Annotated in this window: 13 protein-coding genes and 2 pseudogenes; 6 read left to right on the forward strand and 9 right to left on the reverse strand. The window is 60.4% G+C overall.

Annotation, left to right across the window (positions count from 1 at the left end):
* Nucleotides 1–121 precede the first annotated feature (121 nt).
* Complete coding sequence (trxC, locus tag ND528_RS18425) at nt 122–556, reverse strand: thioredoxin TrxC (protein WP_130911754.1); 435 nt, start codon at nt 554–556, stop codon at nt 122–124.
* Between the two features lie 236 nt (nt 557–792).
* Here trxC and mazE point away from each other — a divergent pair, with 236 nt between their 5' ends.
* Both mazE and mazF read left to right on the forward strand, forming a co-directional pair.
* On the forward strand, nt 793–1,062 hold the full coding sequence (gene mazE, locus ND528_RS18430; protein ID WP_008077592.1) for a type II toxin-antitoxin system antitoxin MazE: 270 nt from the start codon (nt 793–795) through the stop codon (nt 1,060–1,062).
* The gene (gene mazF, locus ND528_RS18435) at nt 1,062–1,424 is read left to right on the forward strand and encodes a type II toxin-antitoxin system toxin MazF (RefSeq protein ID WP_212615127.1); all 363 of its coding nucleotides are present in this window, start codon (nt 1,062–1,064) and stop codon (nt 1,422–1,424) included. The genes mazE and mazF overlap by 1 nt, the downstream gene beginning before the upstream one ends.
* A gap of 5 nt (nt 1,425–1,429) precedes the next feature.
* On the opposite strand, the gene selO is transcribed toward mazF, so the two are convergent.
* From selO to ND528_RS28460, 5 genes and pseudogenes are all read right to left on the reverse strand, one after another.
* A complete protein-coding gene (gene selO, locus ND528_RS18440) occupies nt 1,430–2,893 on the reverse strand; it encodes a protein adenylyltransferase SelO (RefSeq protein ID WP_263470871.1) in 1,464 nt (487 codons plus the stop codon).
* 48 nt (nt 2,894–2,941) lie between these two features.
* Nucleotides 2,942–6,295, reverse strand: coding sequence for a mechanosensitive channel MscK (mscK, locus tag ND528_RS18445; RefSeq protein ID WP_263470872.1), 3,354 nt, complete (start codon nt 6,293–6,295; stop codon nt 2,942–2,944).
* Between the two features lie 34 nt (nt 6,296–6,329).
* The gene (locus ND528_RS18450) at nt 6,330–8,072 is read right to left on the reverse strand and encodes a potassium/proton antiporter (protein ID WP_024011302.1); all 1,743 of its coding nucleotides are present in this window, start codon (nt 8,070–8,072) and stop codon (nt 6,330–6,332) included.
* A 323-nt stretch (nt 8,073–8,395) separates the two neighbouring features.
* A complete protein-coding gene (locus ND528_RS28455) occupies nt 8,396–9,268 on the reverse strand; it encodes a methyl-accepting chemotaxis protein (protein ID WP_394599218.1) in 873 nt (290 codons plus the stop codon).
* Nucleotides 9,269–9,298: 30 nt separating this feature from the next.
* Nucleotides 9,299–10,021: pseudogene (locus tag ND528_RS28460) on the reverse strand (MCP four helix bundle domain-containing protein); the annotation flags it as partial.
* Nucleotides 10,022–10,297: 276 nt separating this feature from the next.
* Here ND528_RS28460 and ND528_RS18460 point away from each other — a divergent pair.
* Both ND528_RS18460 and ND528_RS18465 read left to right on the forward strand, forming a co-directional pair.
* Nucleotides 10,298–10,528, forward strand: a complete 231-nt coding sequence (locus ND528_RS18460) for a hypothetical protein (protein WP_016772015.1) — start codon at nt 10,298–10,300, stop codon at nt 10,526–10,528.
* Nucleotides 10,525–10,827 (forward strand): cell division protein ZapA, encoded by a 303-nt coding sequence (locus ND528_RS18465; RefSeq protein ID WP_056787426.1) that lies wholly within the window; start codon nt 10,525–10,527, stop codon nt 10,825–10,827. The genes ND528_RS18460 and ND528_RS18465 overlap by 4 nt, the downstream gene beginning before the upstream one ends.
* 57 nt (nt 10,828–10,884) lie before the next feature.
* On the opposite strand, the gene ND528_RS18470 is transcribed toward ND528_RS18465, so the two are convergent.
* Nucleotides 10,885–11,256 (reverse strand): hypothetical protein, encoded by a 372-nt coding sequence (locus ND528_RS18470; protein ID WP_130912150.1) that lies wholly within the window; start codon nt 11,254–11,256, stop codon nt 10,885–10,887.
* Between the two features lie 297 nt (nt 11,257–11,553).
* Here ND528_RS18470 and ND528_RS28465 point away from each other — a divergent pair.
* Both ND528_RS28465 and ND528_RS28470 read left to right on the forward strand, forming a co-directional pair.
* Nucleotides 11,554–12,579 (forward strand): annotated as a pseudogene (locus ND528_RS28465) (HAMP domain-containing protein); the annotation flags it as partial.
* Nucleotides 12,580–12,714: 135 nt separating this feature from the next.
* On the forward strand, nt 12,715–13,446 hold the full coding sequence (locus tag ND528_RS28470) for a methyl-accepting chemotaxis protein (protein WP_373878027.1): 732 nt from the start codon (nt 12,715–12,717) through the stop codon (nt 13,444–13,446).
* Between the two features lie 91 nt (nt 13,447–13,537).
* Here the strand turns inward: ND528_RS28470 and ND528_RS18480 are convergent, their stop codons facing one another.
* Both ND528_RS18480 and putA read right to left on the reverse strand, forming a co-directional pair.
* On the reverse strand, nt 13,538–15,340 hold the full coding sequence (locus ND528_RS18480) for an acyl-CoA dehydrogenase (protein WP_263470874.1): 1,803 nt from the start codon (nt 15,338–15,340) through the stop codon (nt 13,538–13,540).
* A 180-nt stretch (nt 15,341–15,520) separates the two neighbouring features.
* Entirely contained in the window at nt 15,521–19,474 is a 3,954-nt protein-coding gene (gene putA, locus ND528_RS18485) for a trifunctional transcriptional regulator/proline dehydrogenase/L-glutamate gamma-semialdehyde dehydrogenase (RefSeq protein WP_263470875.1), read from the reverse strand.
* Nucleotides 19,475–19,740 lie beyond the last annotated feature (266 nt).

Consider the following 19,740-nt stretch of genomic DNA (forward strand, 5'->3'; position numbering starts at 1 on the left):
TCACACGCAAATCCTGTGGGAGCGAGCCTGCTCGCGAAGAGGCCGGCACATTCACCATCGGCGCTGAATGATCGACCGCCTTCGCGAGCAGGCTCGCTCCCACAGGGTGGTCTGTGTTGGGTCAGATGCCTTGGCTACGCAACCACGCCATCAACTGCGGCAATGGAAATGCACCGCTTTGCCGCGCCACTTCCCTGCCGTTTTTAAACAGAATCAGACTCGGAATCGAGCGAATCCCCAACTGCGCCGACAACTGCTGATTCGCTTCGCTGTCGAGCTTGGCCAGCCGACACTTGCCCGCCAACTGCGCCGCAGCCTGTTCGAACACCGGCGCGAACGACTTGCACGGCCCGCACCAGTCCGCCCAGACATCCACCAGCAGCGGCAGATCGCCCTTGATCTGACTGGCGTAATCGCCTTGCTTGAGTTCGAAAGGCTTGCTCAGCAGTACCGCAGATTTGCAGCGTCCGCACTTGGGTTGATCGGCGAGACGCTCGGCTGGAATGCGGTTGACGCCGTTGCAGGAGGGGCAGGGGATGAGGAGTGGGGTGGTCATGATTGGTTCTCTGATAGGCAGTCTATAGAACTGATTTGGAGTCGATCTGCCAACTTATCAATGTCGCAACTGCTCACATTTTTCTCAAAACCGTTCCGGGATCGATGGCTAGTCTGAAGACCAATTCGGCGTTTTACGCTTGTCGTGAGGAGATCGCTTTGTCTGTATCTGCGTGCTACTTTTGTTGCACTAATCCAGGAATCGATGATTCCTATGCATCAAATCGGAGCGACATAATGTCCGTAACTTCCAAGATACGCCGCCAAGGCGGCGCTGCCGTCATTACGATTCCGCCCACGCTTTTAAAGTTGTTGCATCTGGAGGTTGGCGCACAGCTAGAGCTGAATGTGGTCGATGGCGAACTGATTGCTCGTCCAGCCGTAGCCGCTACGCGTAAGCGTTATAGTTTGTCAGAGCTACTCGAAGGCGCAGAAGAATTGCAGAAACTTAACGCCCAGACTAGCGAGACTCTTGAAGGTGATTCTGTCGGCCGGGAGCTGGGTTGATGGTGCGCCGACAGCCCCCTCAGCGGGGTGACGTTTACTGGATTGATCCAAACCCAGTGGCGGGGCGGGAGATGATGAACAGACATCGCTTTGTGGTGATTACGCCCAGAGAGATCAACGCATTGGGCGTGAGCATGACGGTGCCTGTTACTAGCGGTGGGAATTTCAGCCGGAATATGGGTTTGGCGGTCGCCATTACTGGCCACGAAACCAATGGTGTAGCGGTGTGTAATCAGGTTCGCAGTTTTGACATAGAACAACGGGTACGAAACGGCACGGCCAAATTCATCGAGCGACTGGATGATGTGACAATGTCTGACATCGTCGACCGTGTAATCAGTGCAATCGACCCGCTAAGCTGAAGCGCCTACGAAGAACAACTGATCTCCAAATGCTTGCCCCACTCCGGTGGCCGCTCGGCGTAACCCTCCATCCCCGGCTGCTCCTCAAACGGTTTGCTCAGCACCGCATGCAGCCGGCGCACTTCGGAATAATCGCCTTGCTCGGCCGCATCGATAGCTTTTTGCGCAAGGTAATTGCGCAGGATGTACAGCGGATTGACTGCATGCATTCGTGCGCGGCGTTGTGCCTGATCGGCGCTGCCGTCGCGGGCCACCCGGGCGATGTAGCGTTCGCCCCAAGCATCGAAACCCTTGATATCGACGAAGTCATCGCGCAGGCGGGCGATGGCCTGTTCGGCTGGCTCTTCACCGAGGCGGCGGAAGAACAGCGTGTAGTCGACGCCGCTGTTCTGCATCAGTTGCAGCAGGTTTTCCAGCAGTTGCTGATCGTCATCCTCGGCAGTGGTGAAGCCGAAGCGGCGGCGCATCAGGTCGAGGTAGTGCGCCTGGAACAGCGGCAGGTACAAGCCGAGGGTTTCCCGCAGGGCTTCGACGCTGATGAATGGCGTCAGTGCCTGGGCGAGGGCGCTGAGGTTCCACTGCCCCACCGGCACCTGATTGCTGAACGAGTAGCGGCCCTGATCGTCGGAGTGGTTGCAGATGAAATGCGCGTCGAAGTCATCGAGGAAGGCGAACGGGCCGAAGTCGAAGGTGATGCCGAGGATCGACATGTTGTCGGTGTTCATCACGCCGTGGCAGAAGCCATAAGCCTGCCACTTGGCGATCAGCTCGGCGTTGCGCTCGACGATCTCGCGGAACATCGCCAGATACGGTTCCGGTTGTTCCAGGCATTCGGGAAAGTGCATCGCCAGCACATGCTCACCAAGTTGCTTCTGCTGCTCGGGGCGCTTGGTGTAGTAGAAATATTCGAAGTGGCCGAAGCGGATATGGCTCGGTGCCAGACGCAGCACCATTGCCGCGCGTTCCTGTTTTTCCCGCCAGACCGGCGTATCGGAGCCGATCACGCAGGCGGCACGCGAAGATGGAATGTTCAGCGCAAACAACGCCTCGGAGGCGAGAAATTCGCGAATCGATGAGCGCAGCACCGCGCGACCATCGCCCATGCGCGAAAAGGGCGTTTGCCCGGCGCCCTTGAGGTGCAGGTCCCAGTGCTCACCAGCGTTGTTGTAGACCTCGCCCAGCAGCAGACCGCGACCGTCACCCAGTTGCGGGGTGTAGCCGCCGAACTGATGCCCGGAATACACCATCGCCCGTGGTTCGGCGTCGGCCCACAGCTTGTGGCCACCGAACAGTTGCGCGAATTCTTCGGTTTCAGCGCTGGCCGGATCAAGATCCAACAGAGCCAGGGCGGCCGGACTGGCGACCACCAGGCGCGGATTGTCGATCGGCTCGGGCAGCACGTGCGCGGAGAACGCGTCGCCCAGGCGGGCGAAGCGATTGTCGAAAGTCAGTTCGTCGAGGGCTTTCACGGGCCGGCTCCAGCAGAATGTCCGAGCATTCTGCTGGGACCATGTCGGTTAGTCGAGTTTGCTCGTTGGCGGTTCCGGCAACGGTTTCTGCCCGTCGACGATCGGCACGATGGTTTTGTTCTCCGGTTCCACAGGCACCATCTTGTATTCCTGGCCATGCAGGTTCTTCAGATAGACCTCCATCTGCCGGAACGAGATGTTGATGTGCTGCTTCTTGAACTCGCGGTTGATGAAGCGGTTGACCTCATCCAGCACCGGGTTGCGGTCACCGAGGTCGCGCACATGCATGCGCAGTTCGTGGTCGAGGGTGCTTTCGCCGAAGTTGAGGAAGTACACGTGCGGCTCCGGTTCCTTGAGCACGCGCGGGTTTTCCCGGGCCGCTTTGAGCAGCAGTTCCTTGACCAGATCCAGATCCGAGCCGTAATCGACGCCCAGTTTCAACGTGACGCGGGTGATGGTGTCGGTCAGCGACCAGTTGATCAGTTGCCCGGTGATGAACGTTTTGTTCGGGACAATGATGTCCTTGCGGTCAAAATCCGTGATGGTCGTGGCGCGGATACGGATCTTGCTCACCGTGCCCGAGAGGTTGCCGATGGTGATGGTGTCACCGATCCGCACCGGGCGTTCGAAGAGGATCATGATGCCGGAGATGAAGTTGGCGAAGATCTCCTGCATACCGAAACCGAGGCCTACCGACAGCGCCGCCACCAGCCATTGCAACTTGTCCCAACTGACGCCGAGGGTCGACAGGGTGGTGACAAAACCAACGCCGGCAATCACGTAGGACAGCAGCGTGGTTGTCGCATAAGCGCTGCCCTGGGCCAGGTTGAGCTTGGACAGTACGAACACTTCGAGCAGACCGGGCAAGTTGCGCGCCAGCGCGAAGGTGATGCCGATGATGATCAGCGCGCCGAGCATGTCGCCGATGCTGATCGGCACCATGCTCATGTTGGCGCCGGTGCCGCTGGTGTATTCGTAGAGGGTGATGTTGTCCAGATACGAGAACACCGAAATCAGGTCCGACCAGACCCAGTACAGCGCCGCGATGAAACCACCGAGCAGGGCCAGGCGGATCAGGCGCAGGGACTGTTCGTTGACCTTTTCGATGTCCAGGGTCGGCTCTTCGATCACCGCTTCGCCGTCGCCGGCCTCTTTTGCCGCCTGCCGTTTGGCCAGCGCGCGCTGGTAAGCCAGACGCCGCGCGGCAACGCTCAGACCACGCACGAAGGTGGCCTCGATCACCAGCCAGAACATCAGCAGGTACAGGGTATTGATCAAGCGGTCGCTGAGTTTCAGCGCGGTGTAGTAGTAGCCGAAGCACACCGCGACAAACAGGGCGATCGGCAGCAGGGTGAACATCACTCCGACGGCTTTGCGGAACAGCGAAGCGTTCTGGTGCGTCGGGCTGCTGATCAGCAGGCGACTGAGCAGCCACGCCATCAAGGCGTAGCAGGTCAGCACCACCGGCATGCCGAGCACGTCATCAGCCAGCGCCGCTGGTTGCAACTCGGCGACGGCCACCACGGCCACCAGCGCCATGACCACAAGGCCCAATCGACGCACCCAGCCCTGAAGGAACTCGACCTGCGGCTTCTCCCAGCGGAAGTGCAATTCCGCCACGCCACCCGGCGCAAGAATCCGGTACGCGGTGTAGAACACCAGCCAGGCCTGGCCCATCTGCAACAGCGCCGCGCCCATGTTGGCGTTCTGCCCGCGCGCGTCGATCTGCAGGGCCAGGCCGCACAGCGCCAGACCCAGCGCCACCGGCATCGCCAACAGGATGTTGATCAGAATCGCCTGCGGCGTGTGCCACTGGCTGTCGCGCTTGAAGTGGCCGATGTCCTGGTGAACCTTGTTGAGTCGTCCGTACAGCGCCTTGCGGCGCCACAACAAGGCGCCGATCAGCAGCGCCAGAGGCAAGAACAGCAATGGCCGCTGGGTCAGGCCGTCAGCCAGTTCGCTCAGGCTCGATGCCCACGGCAAGGTGTTGACCTGCCGCTCCAGGCGCTCGGGCACACCGCGCATCCATTCCACGTCCAGCGGCTTGTTGCTGGGGATCCAGAACATCTGTTCGTCGAGGGTCGCGCGCAGGCTTTGCGCGGTGCTCAGCAGTTGTTTCTGATTGAGCTGCAGGGTGATCGACTCATTGAGCATCGCGCTCAATTCGCGGTTCAGCCGCTCAAGCAGATCAGCGCGGGTGTTGGCCAGATCGAGCAGGCTTTTGCGCAGTTGCGGGGTGACCTGCTCTGGCGGCTGCGTCGCCAGCAGGTTTTCGACGTAGGTCGCCGGGTTACTTAGTAGCTCGCGTTGCTGGCTGACATCAAACTGATACAGGCGAATATCGGCAATCTGGTCGGCGAGGTCACGGTCGACCTTCAAGTGCGGCAGCGCCTGCTTCTGTTTATAGAGAATTTTCGACAGCAGCAGGCTGCCCTTGAGCACACTGATCTGCTCGTCCAGCGCCGAATCGCTCTGGGTCAGGGTGTCGAGTTGCTGTTTGGTCTGCAGGTTCTGCTGCGTGACTTCATTGAGACGGTCGGTGCTCTTGAGCAAATAGTCGGAAAGCTTGAGGTTGGTGGCGCTCTCGCTCGCCAACAAGCTGCTGCCGCCGGCCTTCTGCGCTTCGATCGATTGCTGGGTAACGGTTTCCTGCGACTGCGCCAGACGCTTCTGGTTGATCAGGGTTTGCAGTTCCTGGATCTCGCGGTCGAGGCGGTCGGATTTTTCCGAGAGCAAGTCATGCTGAGCGTTGCCCAGATCCTGCAACTGGGTGTTGCCGGCCAGTTCCTGGCGGCGCAGTGGAATCAGCGCATTGAGTGCGGCCAGTTCGGCGTTCAACTGGTCGCGCTGTTCGGCGGTGACCGTTTTGCCCGTGTCCTTGCCGGATTTGAGGATGGTGTTGATCTGCTGGATGCGCGTCTGGCTGGCGGAAATTTCCGCCTGAGCGCGCTCGGGGCGAGTCTGTGCAGTGATGATCAGGCTGTTGGCTTCGGCCAGGGCTTTTTGCAGATCGCTCTGCTGGGTCGAGCGATCGGTAAGGATCTGCTCCAGTTGCTGAATCGACTCCTTCGGAAAACGCTGCGCGACCGGCACTGGGGCGGTGGCCTTGAGGCGGCTGAGTTCGCGGGTGTTTTCAATCGTCTGCTTCGGCGCGTTGGCCAACTGACGCTTGAGATCGATCAGTTTCTGCTCGTAATCACGCTGGTTGTTCAGCTGATTGAGGGTGTTCTGCAGGACGGTCTGCAGGGTCTTCTTGTCGGCGTCCGGCAGTTTGCTGTCGGCCAGCTTGTCGAGGCTGGCCTGCACGGCATCGCTGGACGGTGGTTCGGCAGCATGCAGCGGGCCGACGACAAGACTAAGGCCCAGCAGGGCCGCGGCGAAAAAGGAGCGCAGGGTAGGCATAGAGACCGGTCAAGCAAGTGAGAGTGGAGGCAGTTTAGAGGAAGAGTCCGGGGCCCGGGCGACTTCCTTCGGGGAATCTGACGCCCACTTTGCCGATCTTGTTCCCGTCCATGACCGCGACCGTCCAGTGGGTGTTGTTCCACTCCACCTGGTCGCCGACGATGGGAGCACCCCCGACTTTTTGCGCGATGAACGCGCCCAGGGTCATGTCCGGATCGATGCCTTCGGCCGGCAAGCCATACAGCGCTGCAACCGCTTTAAGCTGGGCATCTCCTTCGAGCACGAAGTCGCCGAAGAAACGCAGATCGAGGCCACGTTGCGGCGCCTGGCTGAACAGTTTGCCGAGGGCGGGCAAGTTGTGTTCGTGGCCAATAACACACAGCAAATCATCGACTTCCAGCACCGTACTACCCGACGGATGGAGCAGTTGCTGGCCACGAAACAGCGCCGCGATGCGTGTGCCTTCGGGCATTTTCAGCTCACGCAGGGGCGAACCGATGCACCATTTCTCGGCGCCGAGCTTGTAAACGAACAGTTCCCACTCGCTGGTGACGTGCACTTCCAGTGCCGCCCGGGATATCGGCGCGGGTTCTGGCGGAACGGTCACCTTGAGTAATTTGGCCACCCACGGCAGGCTCGTGCCCTGCACCAGCAGCGACACCAGTACGATGAAGAACGCCAGATTGAAATACAGCTGCGCTTGCGGCAGCCCGGCCATCAGCGGGAATACCGCGAGAATGATCGGCACCGCGCCGCGCAGGCCGACCCAGGAAATAAAGGCTTTTTCACGACCATGGAAGGCCTTGAACGGCAGCAGGCCGACCATCACCGACAGCGGCCGCGCGAACAGAATCATCCACAGCGCCAGACCGAGGGCGGGCAGGGCGATCGGCAGCAGATCGTGGGGCGTGACCAGCAGGCCCAGCACCAGGAACATGCCGATCTGCGCCAGCCAGGCCATGCCGTCGAGCATGTGCAGAATGCCGTGGCGGCTGCGCACCGGGCGGTTGCCGATCACCAGACCGCACAGATAGACAGCGAGGAAGCCGCTGCCATGCAAGGCGTTGGTCAGCGCGAACACCACCAGACCGCCGGCGATAATCAGAATCGGATAGAGCCCGGCGGCTAGATTGATGCGGTTGACCAGTTGCAGCATCACCCAACCGCCGCCCAGACCGATCACGCCACCGATGCCGAACTCGCGGATCAGGTGGGTCAGCAGGCTCCAGTGCAGGCCGGTTTCGCCGCTGGCGAGCATGTCGATCAGGGTCACGGTGAGGAACACCGCCATCGGGTCGTTGCTGCCGGATTCGATTTCCAGACTGGCGCTGACCCGTTCGTTAAGGCCTTTACCGCCGAGCAGCGAGAACACCGCAGCGGCGTCGGTCGAACCGACAATGGCGCCGATCAGCAGGCCCTGAATCAGATTGAGGTCGAACAGCCACGCCGCGGCCATCCCTGTCAGCCCGGTAGTAATCAACACCCCGACCGTGGCCAGCGACAGCGCCGGCCATAACGCCACGCGGAAACTCGAAACCCGCGTGCGCAAACCGCCGTCGAGCAGGATCACTGCCAGGGCGAGGTTGCCGACCAGATAGGCCGTCGGGTAGTTATCAAAAATAATCCCGCCACCATCGACCCCGGCGGCCATGCCGACCGCGAGAATGATGACCAGAATCGGAATGCCGAGACGTGAAGACAGCGAGCTGACAAGAATGCTTGCGCCTACCAGCAACGCGCCGATCAAGAACAGGCTGTTGATGGTCGTCGCATTCAAAGGCAGTACTCCAGAAGCGTAAAGACGAGGCACAAACTGACCATGCAGTCTGCGTGCCAGCGATTCTAACCTGTTGAAATGTGATGCTGTCAAAAAGGATTTCAGGAGGGCATCGGAATTCGAGTTCGACACGGCATTGCTGCCCCTCACCCTAGCCCTCTCCCGGAGGAGAGGGGACTGATCGGAGTGAATGTGCCTGCTGCTGCGCCCTGAACTACCGAGTCGAACGGGCATTTCGAAAGCCCCCCGATCTGCTCCCTTCCCCCTCGCCCCCTTGGGGGAGAGGGCTGGGGTGAGGGGGTCGCTTTTGATCTTGCTTTCGGTTACAGGCTGAACCGCCCAACCATATTGTTCAGATCCAGCGCCAAGCGCGACAGCTCATTGCTCGCCGCGCTGGTCTGATTGGCGCCGGTCGCCGATTGCACCGACAGATCGCGGATGTTGACCAGATTGCGATCAACTTCCCGCGCCACCTGCGCCTGCTCTTCGGCAGCGCTGGCGATGACCAGGTTGCGCTCGTTGATTTCGACGATGGCACTGTTGATGGTGTCCAGCGACATCCCGGCGCCACGGGCGATGTTCAGCGTCGATTCGGCGCGCTCGGTGCTGTTGCGCATCGAATCCACGGCGTGTTCGGTGCCGCTCTGGATGCTGCCGATCATGCGTTCGATTTCGCTGGTCGACTGCTGGGTGCGATGGGCCAGAGCACGCACTTCGTCCGCCACTACCGCGAAACCACGACCAGCCTCACCGGCACGGGCCGCTTCGATCGCTGCGTTCAAGGCCAGCAGGTTGGTCTGGTCGGCGAGGCCACGGATTACGTCGAGCACTTTGCCGATGTCGCGGGACTCATTGGCCAGGTCGCCGATCAGCGAAGCAGTGCTCTGCACATCGGCGCTCATGCGTTCGATGGCGCTGACGGTTTCCTGCACCAGATCCCGGCCGTCGCCCGCCGAAGTGGTGGCGTTTTTCGAGGCTTCCGAAGTGCTCACCGCGTTGCGCGCGACTTCTTCGACAGCGCTGGTCATCTCATTGACCGCAGTGGCCGCCTGCTCGATTTCGTTGTTCTGCTGGGTCAGGCCGCGAGCGCTTTCGTCGGTGACGCTGTTCAGCTCTTCCGCGGCAGACGCCAGTTGCGTGGCCGAACCGGAGATGCGCTGCAGGGTGTCGCGCAGCTTCGCTTGCATCTTCGCCATCGCCGCCAGCAGGCGCCCGGCTTCATCTTCGCCATCGACATGGATCGGCTGGGTCAGGTTGCCTTCGGCGATGGTTTCCGCCGCCTCCAGTGCCTTGGAAATCGGCTTGGTAATGCTCACGGTCAGCAACCAGGCGAACAGCAGGGTCAGGCCGCTGGCGATCACCAGCAAGGTCACCACCAGATTGAACGACAGCGAATACTGATCCTTCGCGCCCTGATCAGTCTCGGCAATCTGCTGGGTGTTGATCTCCAGCAAGCGCGCCAGCGCGGTGTTCACCGCTTCCGAATTGCTCAGCAAATCGCTGTTGAGCATCTGCCGCAACTCGTCGATCTGATTGTTGCGCGACAGGGTTTTCATGCGCTCTTCAAGCTGACGGTACTGCGCCAGCAATTGCACGTATTGATCGTACGCCGCACGTTCCTGCGGGCCTTCGATCAGTGGCTCATACGCGCGTTGCGCATCCGCGATCTGGCGGTTGCGCATGTCGAACAGTTCGATGGTTTTCTGCTGCACGTCGGGTTCGCGGTTGATCAGCAGGCGGTAAGAGAGCACGCGCAGGCGCAGGGTCAGTTGGGTGAATTCGTCCAGAGCCTTGATCGACGGCACGCTGGCGGTAGCGATGTCTTCGCCGGCCGCGCGGATCTTGCTCATCTGGTTCAGCGCAAACACGCCGAGGATCAACATAAGGGCGCCGATCAGGGCGAAGCCGGTGAACGCCCGTGGGGCGATATTCATATTGCGAAGGGACATGGGCGGATACCGAAAAGGGCCGCATCCATGCGGGCTGAGACTGCTGTATGGGTGACTTATCGGTCATACGACTAAAGTCTTGAGGTGGTGTGCGTATTTGTCGCAGGCAGGCTTGAGCGACGAAGTGCAGGAACCAGATCGACCAATCACAGTCTTTTAAACTCGCGAGAACGCTTGCCCCCAGGAAAATCAAGGCCTTGCGCCGGTTTAACCCTGGCATCCGTGGTGACTTTTCTTTATCGTACGCGCCCTTTGAAAAACGCTTGGAAGATCAAAATGTTGGAAGCATCCCTCAGCCAATTGGAACAGCTCGTCAGCGACCTCGTTCAACAGAACCAGACTCTGCTGCAGACCAACCAGACCCTGTCCACGGAACTGGCCCAGGCCAAGGATGAAAACGAAAACCTGCAACTGAACCTGATGGAGCAGGAAGAAAAACACGGCGCCACCGCCGCGCGCATTCAGGCGCTGGTTGATCGCGTCAATGCCGGTCCTGTCAGCGCATGAACCACGGCACAGCAGGGGTAAAAGTCATCTCCATTCTCGGCGAGGACTATTCGATCAAGGCACCGGCCGGGGAAGAACAGACCCTGCTGGACGCGGCGATGATGCTCAAGGCAGCGCTGGAAGACACCAAGCGCAAGTACCCGACGCTGATCGGCGACCGTTTGCTGGTCCTGGCGGCGATGAATCTGTGTTCGCAGCAGATCGAAATGAAGAAGCAGCACCAGGAAGAGCTCGACCGTTATCAAGAGCAAGTCAGCGCCACGGTCGACACCATTGCCAAGACGATCAGTCAGGGTTGACTCGCTTTTCGCAGCGCCTCGGTACATTGAGGCGCTGAACATGCTGAGGTCTTGTTGCTATGAGGCTTGGAGTATCGGCTGCCAGTAGACTTTTGTTGTCCATTCTCCATCGGATTGCTTGATGAACTCTGAGTGGGAAACTCTATAGGTGGTATTTTCGATCGTCACTTCATCACCCTTGGAAAGCAGGTGGATATATTCTGCCGACGGAATTGGCTGAGCTGTGCTGTACGTCGTGCCTGCGAGGGTGGTGATCGTAATTTTGTAATGGATTACCGGGAAAACCATGACCTCGGTGAAGTGCCTGCGAATAATCATCGATTGAGAAGTCGAGCTCCCGACAAAGTCGCCAATGAGCGCCGATTTAACAAACGTATCGTTGTCAGCCATTGCCTGAACAAAGTTCTCTCGTGGACCGGTGTCAGTCATGTTCTTTCTCCTGCTATGGACGGCTTGGATCTGCGACGCGGATGCTTGTCACAGACGTGAAACCGTGAATCTAAGCCACCCGATGCAAGTTGTAACCTGTCAGACTTGACAGTGAATCCCTAGATATAACGGCCTGCTTCTTGCTAGTAAGGATACGGCTGTACCGAAGGTTGTGTTTTATTCTGATGCTCTTTGTATACAATCGGCACGGCTGTTGCAGTGGTTCAGGCTCTTATTCTTCGGGGGTGATCCATGCAGTGGTGGCGACGCAGTATTCAATGGCAGTTGATTCTCGGCATGGGCGCGGCCCTGCTGATCAGCATTGTGATCGTGGTTGGCATTTATACCCTGGTGGTCAACCGCCTCGCGCAGAACTATCTGGTCGAGCAAGCGCTGCCGTCGAGCATCGAAGCGACGCGCAACGATATCGAGCGCATCCTCGTCCAGCCACTCACCGCCGCCAAGGACATCGCCAGCAACACCATGGTGCGTGACTGGCTGGCTACAGGCGAAGACAGCAGCAAAACCGCGCTCTTCGCGCAATATCTGGAAGGCATCCGCGCCGAACACAGAGCGTTCACCGCGCTGATCATCGGCACCGAATCCAATCACTACATCACCGAAAAAGGTCTGGATCGAACCCTCAGTCGTGCCAAACCGGCCGATGCCTGGTTCTATTCCTTTCTCGACAGCAATCAGCCGCGCACCCTCAATATCGACAACGACGGCGCCACCGGCGAACTGGCCTTGTTCATCGATCTGAAGGTCGAGCAGGCCGGCAAAGTCGTCGGTGTCGCCGGGCTTGGGCTGAGCATGAAAGAGCTGTCGGAGCTGATCCACAACTTCAGTTTCGGCGAGCGCGGCAAGGTCTATCTCGTGCGTTCCGACGGTCTGATTCAGGTCCATCCTGAGGCGCAGTTCAGCGGCAAACGCACCTTGACCGAGCAGATTGGTGCCAATGCGGCACAAGCGCTGATGGGGCACAAGGATGCGGTCAACAGCAGCTTCCAGCGCGACGGTGAAGACTTCCTCGCCTTCAGCCTGCCGTTGCGCGATCTCGGCTGGACGCTGGTGGCCGAAGTGCCGCAGTCGCAGATCTACGCCGAAGCACGCAAAGCGATGTGGATGAGTGGCGGCATCGGTCTGCTGGTGGCGCTGGTCTGCCTGGCGTTGGTGGTGTGGCTGGCCCAGGGGCTGGTGCGACCGATTCGACAAGTAACACGGGCGCTGGTGGCCATCGGTAGCGGTGGTGGAGATTTGACTCACCGGTTAGATTCCAGCCGTGCCGATGAGCTGGGCGACCTCGCGCGCGGCTTCAACCGTTTCCTCGACAGCCAGCGCGCAATGATCGGTGAAGTGCTGACCACCAGCGAGCGCTTGCGCACGGCCGTAGGGCAAGTGGCGACGGTGGTGGACAACACCGCCGAGCGTTCCGGCCGGCAGCAGGAAATGACCGACATGGTAGCCACTGCCGTCCACGAAATGGGCCTGACTGTGCAGGAGATCGCGCAAAACGCCGGCAACGCCGCGCTCGCCTCGCAAACTGCCCGTGATGAAGCGCTACAGGCGCGGGAAGTGGTCGGTGGCTCGATCCGTCATATCGAAAGCATGTCCGATGAAATCGGCGTGGCGGCGGGCGCAGTGGGTGAGCTGGCGCAGCAAGTGGCGTCGATCGATTCGGTACTGGCGGTGATTCGTGGCGTTTCCGAACAGACCAATCTGCTGGCACTCAACGCGGCCATCGAAGCCGCCCGTGCGGGTGACATGGGCCGTGGTTTCGCGGTGGTCGCCGATGAAGTGCGCACCCTCGCGCGCCGAACCCAGGCCTCGACCGACGAAATTCAACTGATGATAGGCAGCCTCAAGCAAGGTGCGGAGAACGCCGTGTCATCGATGCGCACCGGTCAGGCCGCGACCGGCACCGGGGTTGAATCGAGCCAGCGCACCGGTGCGTCGCTGACGGCGATCACCGGTCAGGTCGAGCGCATCAGCGATATGAACCATCAGGTGGCGACGGCGACCGAAGAGCAGTCCGCGGTGACTGAAGAGATCAACCGCAACGTGCAGGGGATTTCCGATCTGGCACGGGCGACGGCGGGGGAGGTCAGGGCTTGTCGCGAAGACTGCCAGATGTTGCAGAAACTGGCGGATGATCTGGCGCGGCAGATGGGTGGGTTCAAGTTGAGCTAAAGGATCAAGATCAAAAGATCGCAGCCTTCGGCAGCTCCTACATTGGAATGCGTTTCCTGTAGGAGCTGCCGAAGGCTGCGATCTTTTGCTTTTAGAACCACGCGTCCCGCATCTCCAGACACGTATCATCCCGCGCCTCCAGCAAGTCCAGCTCATGCTGGCACCCCGGTACTTCCCATGTCAGGAAATACCGCGCCGCCTGCAACTTGCCCTTATAGAAGTCGACATCCGCCGCGTTTCCTTTGCCCAAGCCTTCCTCAGCGCGAATCGCCTGCTCCAGCCAGCGCCAGCCGATCACTGCGTGGCCGAACACTTTCAGGTACAGCGCCGAGTTCGCCAGGCTGCTGTTGACCTTGCCTTGGGCCAGATCGGTGAGCAGGCCGATGGTCACGGTTTGCAAGCGGGCCACGAGTTTTTCCAGCGGTTCGCGCAGGGTGGTCAACGAATCGTATGCAGTGGCACGTTCGGCCGTGTTGGCGATCAATCGAATCAGCTGCTTGAGACCGGCGCCACCGTTCTGCGCCAGTTTGCGCCCGAGCAAATCCAGCGACTGGATGCCGTGAGTGCCTTCGTGGATCGGATTCAGGCGGTTGTCGCGGTAGTACTGCTCTACCGGGTATTCGCGGGTGTAGCCGTGGCCGCCAAGAATCTGGATCGCCAGTTCGTTGGCTTTGAGGCAGAACTCCGATGGCCAGGATTTGACGATCGGCGTCAGCAGGTCCAACAGCTCATGAGCCTGTTTGCGTTCGGCTTCGGTTTCCAGCGTGGTGGTGTCATCGAACAAACGCGCCGCATACAGGCCGAGGTCAAATGCACCTTCGACGTAGGATTTCTGCGTCAGCAACATGCGTCTGACGTCCGCGTGCTGAATGATCGCCACCGGCGCCGTGGTCGGATCCTTGCTGTCCGGCACCCGGCCCTGCGGTCGCTCACGCGCATATTCCAGCGAATACAGGTAACCGGCATAGCCGAGCATGACCGCGCCCATGCCGACGCCGATCCGCGCTTCATTCATCATCTGGAACATGTAGCTCAAACCGTGGTGCGGCTTGCCCACCAGATAGCCGACGCACTCGCCGTTATCGCCGAAGTTCAGCGCCGTCGATGTCGTGCCGCGCCAGCCCATCTTGTGGAACAAGCCGGCGAGCAGCACGTCGTTGCGCTGGCCGAGGCTGCCGTCGTCGTTGACCAGAAACTTCGGCACGATGAACAGCGAAATACCTTTCACCCCCGGTGGGGCGTCCGGCAGCTTGGCCAGAACCATGTGCACGATGTTTTCCGACAGCGGGTGATCGCCACCGGAAATGAAAATCTTGTTGCCCTTCAGGCGATAGGTGCCGTCGGATGCGGGCTCGGCGCGGGTGCGAATGTCCGACAGCGACGAACCGGCATGCGGCTCGGTCAGGGCCATGGTGCCGAAGAAACGCCCGTCGATCATCGGTTGCAGGAAGCGCTGTTTCTGCTCTTCGCTGCCGAAGCTCTCGATCAGGTTGGCCGCGCCCATGGTCAGGAACGGGTACGAGGTCGACGCTGCGTTGGCGGACTGAAAGTGCGCGAAGCAGGCTTGCGACAGCAGGGTCGGCAGTTGCATGCCGCCCGCTTCAAAACTGCGTGCGGCGTTAAGAAATCCGGCCTCGAGAAAGGCATCCACCGCCGGTTTCACTTCGGGAATCAGAATGGCCTGGCCATCTTCATAGCGCGGCTCGTTTTCATCGCCCTTGCGGTTGTGCGGGGCGAAATACTTTTCGGCGATGTTGCGCGCGGTGCCGATGGCGGCGTCGAAGGTCTCGCGATTGTGCTCGGCAAAGCGCTCGCGCCGGGTCAGGCCCTCGGCATCGAGGACTTCGTACAGCTCGAAAGCCAGATTGCGGGAACTGAGCAGCGTCTCGGACATGGCGGCCTACCTTAAAGAAAGTATGCCGCAGTCTAGGTAGGCCCATAAAAATGGGGAAGGAAGATAGATAAGGGTGATGGGGCGGCACAAGCCACAAGCTTCAAGCTGCAAGTAAGAGCAGTTTGCTTCTACTTGCAGCTTGCAGCTTGCAGCTTGCAGCTTACAACTTGCCGCTGCTGCTTAACCTATCGTCATCAGACTGGCATTGCCTCCAGCAGCAGCCGTGTTGACGCTCAATGCCCGTTCGATCACCAGACGCTCCAGGGCAATGTTGGTCTCGCCCTGAGACAGGCCCTGAACGCCAACGATCGCGCCGCCACGCTGGGCGATCTGCTGGCAGACGCCGCGCAACTGGTCGGAGTGGCCGTGATGCAGTACGGCATCGAACACCACTTCGTCCTTGTTCCAGTCGGCAACGCGCTTGATCCGCGCCTGCACTTCTTTAGGCAGACGGGCGAACAAGGCCTTGCTCAGCTCGGTTTCCGGCCACACTGCCGAACCGCCCACTGCCAGCACCGCCGCCAGTTGCGTCAGCAGATCACCTTCAACTTCCGCCAGGCACAGCACGTGCTCGCGCGGCAGGATCGCGTAGCTGTTTTTCTCGCCGGTCGGGCCAGCCAGCACGCGGGTGATGCCGCTCTGCGATTGCGCTGCATATTGCACGCACAGGGTGCTCAGGTCGGCGAACTTGTTGTTGTCGGCCCAGGCTTTCAGCGCGTTCAACGATTGGCTCATGGCATCGCGCAAACGCACGTCCGGGGCGCTGATGGCGTCACCGCGAGCGAAGGATTGCTCGATTGCGTCGCTAGGGCGCGTCGACAGCAGGCGATACAGATACAGCGGGCCACCGGCTTTCGGGCCAGTACCCGACAGGCCTTCGCCGCCGAACGGCTGCACGCCGACCACGGCACCGACGATGTTGCGGTTGACGTAGACGTTACCGGCGTTGACGTTGTCGATCACCTTGGCGATGGTCTCGTCGATGCGCGTGTGCACGCCCAGCGTCAGGCCATAACCGGAGGCGTTGATCTGGCCGATCAGTTGATCCAGCTCTTTGCGCTTGTAGCGCACCACGTGCAGTACCGGGCCGAAGATTTCGCGTTGCAGTTCGTCGAAGCTTTCCAGCTCGATCAGAGTCGGCATGACGAAGGTGCCGCGCTTGACCTCTTCGCTGTCGGCAATCGCCACCTGGTAAACATTGCGACCTTTGTCGCGCATGCCCTGGATGTGCTTGTCGATGCCAGCCTTGGCTTCGGCGTCGATCACCGGGCCGATGTCCACGGACAGACGCTCGGGGTTGCCGAGACGGCTTTCGGCCATGGCACCTTTGAGCATTTCGATGACGCGATCGGCGGAATCTTCCTGCAGGCACAGTACCCGCAGCGCCGAGCAGCGCTGGCCGGCACTGTCGAAGGCCGACGACACTACGTCGATCACCACTTGTTCAGTCAGTGCCGAGGAATCGACGATCATCGCGTTCTGGCCACCGGTTTCGGCGATCAGCGGAATCGGACGGCCCTGGCTGTCGAGGCGCCCGGCGATGTTGCGTTGCAGCAGACGGGCGACTTCGGTGGAACCGGTGAACATCACGCCTTTGACGCGTTCGTCACCGACCAGACCGGCGCCGACGGTTTCACCGCGACCCGGCAGCAGTTGCAGCACGCCTTCCGGAATGCCGGCTTCGAGCATCAGGCGCACAGCCTGAGCGGCAACCAGCGGAGTCTGCTCGGCCGGTTTGGCCAGCACCGGGTTACCGGCGGCCAATGCCGCAGCGACCTGGCCGCTGAAGATTGCCAGCGGGAAGTTCCACGGGCTGATACATACCACCGGACCCAGTGGGCGGTGGGCGTCATTGCTGAAGTCGTTGCGCGCCTGCACTGCGTAATAACGCAGGAAGTCGACCGCTTCGCGGACTTCGGCGATGGCGTTGGCGTAGGTCTTGCCGGCTTCGCGAGCCAGCAGGCCCATCAGCGGCTGGATCTCGCCTTCCATCAAGTCAGCGGCACGTTCCAGAATCGCAGCACGTTCGGCCGGCGGGGTGGCCTGCCAGATCGGCGCGGCGTTCAGCGCGCATTGAATGGCGTTGTCGACGTCTTCGACGGTAGCTTCTTGAACGTGACCGACCACATCGCGGTGATCGGACGGGTTCAGCACCGCGACCGGCGTTTCGTTGCTGGAGGCGCAACCGAGCATCGGCGCGGCTTTCCAGTCGTTGTGTGCAGTGGCGAGCAAAGCGCAGGACAGCGAGGCCAGACGATGTTCGTTAGCCATGTCGATGCCGCTGGAGTTGGCGCGCTCGGCACCGTACAGGTCACGCGGCAGCGGAATGCGCGGGTGCGGCAGGCCGAAACCGCCTTCGACGGTGGCCATCTGCTCGATCTGTGCCACCGGATCGGCCACCAGTTCCTGGATCGAAATCGACTGGTCGGCGATACGGTTGACGAACGAAGTGTTGGCACCGTTTTCCAGCAAACGACGCACGAGGTACGCCAGCAGGGTTTCGTGGGTGCCGACCGGTGCGTACACGCGGCATGGACGGTTCAGCTTGCCCTCGGAAACCTTGCCTACAACTTGTTCGTACAGCGGTTCGCCCATGCCGTGCAGGCACTGGAATTCGTACTGGCCCGGGTAATAGTTCTGACCGGCGATGTGGTAGATCGCCGACAGGGTGTGGGCGTTGTGCGTGGCGAACTGCGGGTAGATGACTTCCGGTACCGACAGCAGTTTGCGTGCGCAAGCGATGTAGGAAACGTCGGTGTACACCTTGCGGGTGTAGACCGGATAGCCTTCCAGACCTTCGACTTGGGCGCGCTTGATTTCGCTGTCCCAGTACGCGCCTTTCACCAGGCGGATCATCAGGCGATGGCGGCTGCGGCGGGCCAGATCGATCACATAGTCGATCACGTACGGGCAACGCTTTTGGTAAGCCTGGATAACGAAACCGATGCCGTTCCAGCCAGTCAGTTGCGGCTCGAAGCACAGGCGCTCGAGCAGATCCAGCGACAACTCGAGGCGGTCGGCTTCTTCGGCGTCGATGTTCAGACCGATGTCGTATTGCTTGGCCAGCAGGGTCAGCGACAGCAGGCGCGGGTACAGCTCGTCCATCACCCGCTCGTACTGCGCACGGCTGTAACGCGGGTGCAGTGCAGAGAGCTTGATGGAAATGCCCGGGCCTTCATAAATCCCACGGCCGTGGGAGGCTTTGCCGATCGAGTGGATCGCCTGTTCGTACGACGCCAGGTATTTCTGCGCGTCGACTTCGGTGAGTGCCGCTTCACCGAGCATGTCGTAGGAGTAACGGAAGCCCTTGGCTTCGAACTTGCTCGCATTGGCCAGCGCTTCGGCGATGGTTTCGCCGGTAACGAACTGCTCGCCCATCAGGCGCATGGCCATGTCGACGCCCTTGCGGATCATCGGCTCGCCGCTCTTGCCGATGATGCGGCTCAGCGAAGAGGTCAGGCCGGCTTCGTTGTGGGTGGACACCAGTTTGCCAGTCAGCAGCAAGCCCCAGGTGGCGGCGTTGACGAACAGCGAAGGGCTGTTGCCCAGGTGCGGATGCCAGTTGCCGGTGCTGATCTTGTCGCGGATCAGCGCATCGCGGGTGCCTTTGTCCGGGATGCGCAGCAGCGCTTCGGCCAGGCACATCAGCGCCACGCCTTCCTGGGAGGACAGGGAGAATTCCTGCAGCAGGCCCTGAACAATACCGGCACGACCGCCGGCACTTTTCTGGTTACGCAGTTTTTCGGCGATGGTCGCCGCGAGCTTGTTGGTGGCTTCGGCCATCGGTGCCGGCAGGCGCGCCTGCTCGATCAGCATCGGCACCACTTCCGGCTCAGGACGGCGGTAGGCGGCGGTGATCGAAGCACGCAGCACCGATTGCGGCAGGATGCTTTCAGCGAATTCGAGGAAGCATTGGTGAGCGTGATCGGTCTGCACTTCGCCTGCGTCATCGGCGTCTTTGGCGGTTAAACCGTTCAACTCGGTCAGGGTTGCACCACTCTCGAGTTTTTCCAGGTAATTGAAAATTGCCTGCTTGATCAGCCAGTGCGGCGTGCGATCAATCGAGGTTGCGGCAGCCTTCAGGCGCTCGCGGGTCGGGTCATCGAGTTTGACCCCAAGGGTGGTGGTAGCCATATTTTTATCCTCATGGTTGCCACAGTTGCGTGGCATCAGCTGGCCGCAAGATTAGCCGTGCGTTGAATGAGGTGCAACCGGGTGCAACCCTTTTTTTACCGGAATAATACGCAGCTCGTCAGGAAATAATTTCTGGTACGAAAGTGCTGCTCCTGCTTGGTGCTTTTGCTTCTAGCAAAGAGCCATGACTGCCACAAAAGGGAGCAAAAACGGGGCGATCGTCGATTAATCCGACTGGGTGCAACTAATTCTCGCGAAACTGGTTG

This window comes from Pseudomonas mercuritolerans, assembly GCF_025706525.1.
GTDB classification, from domain to species: Bacteria; Pseudomonadota; Gammaproteobacteria; order Pseudomonadales; family Pseudomonadaceae; genus Aquipseudomonas; species Aquipseudomonas mercuritolerans.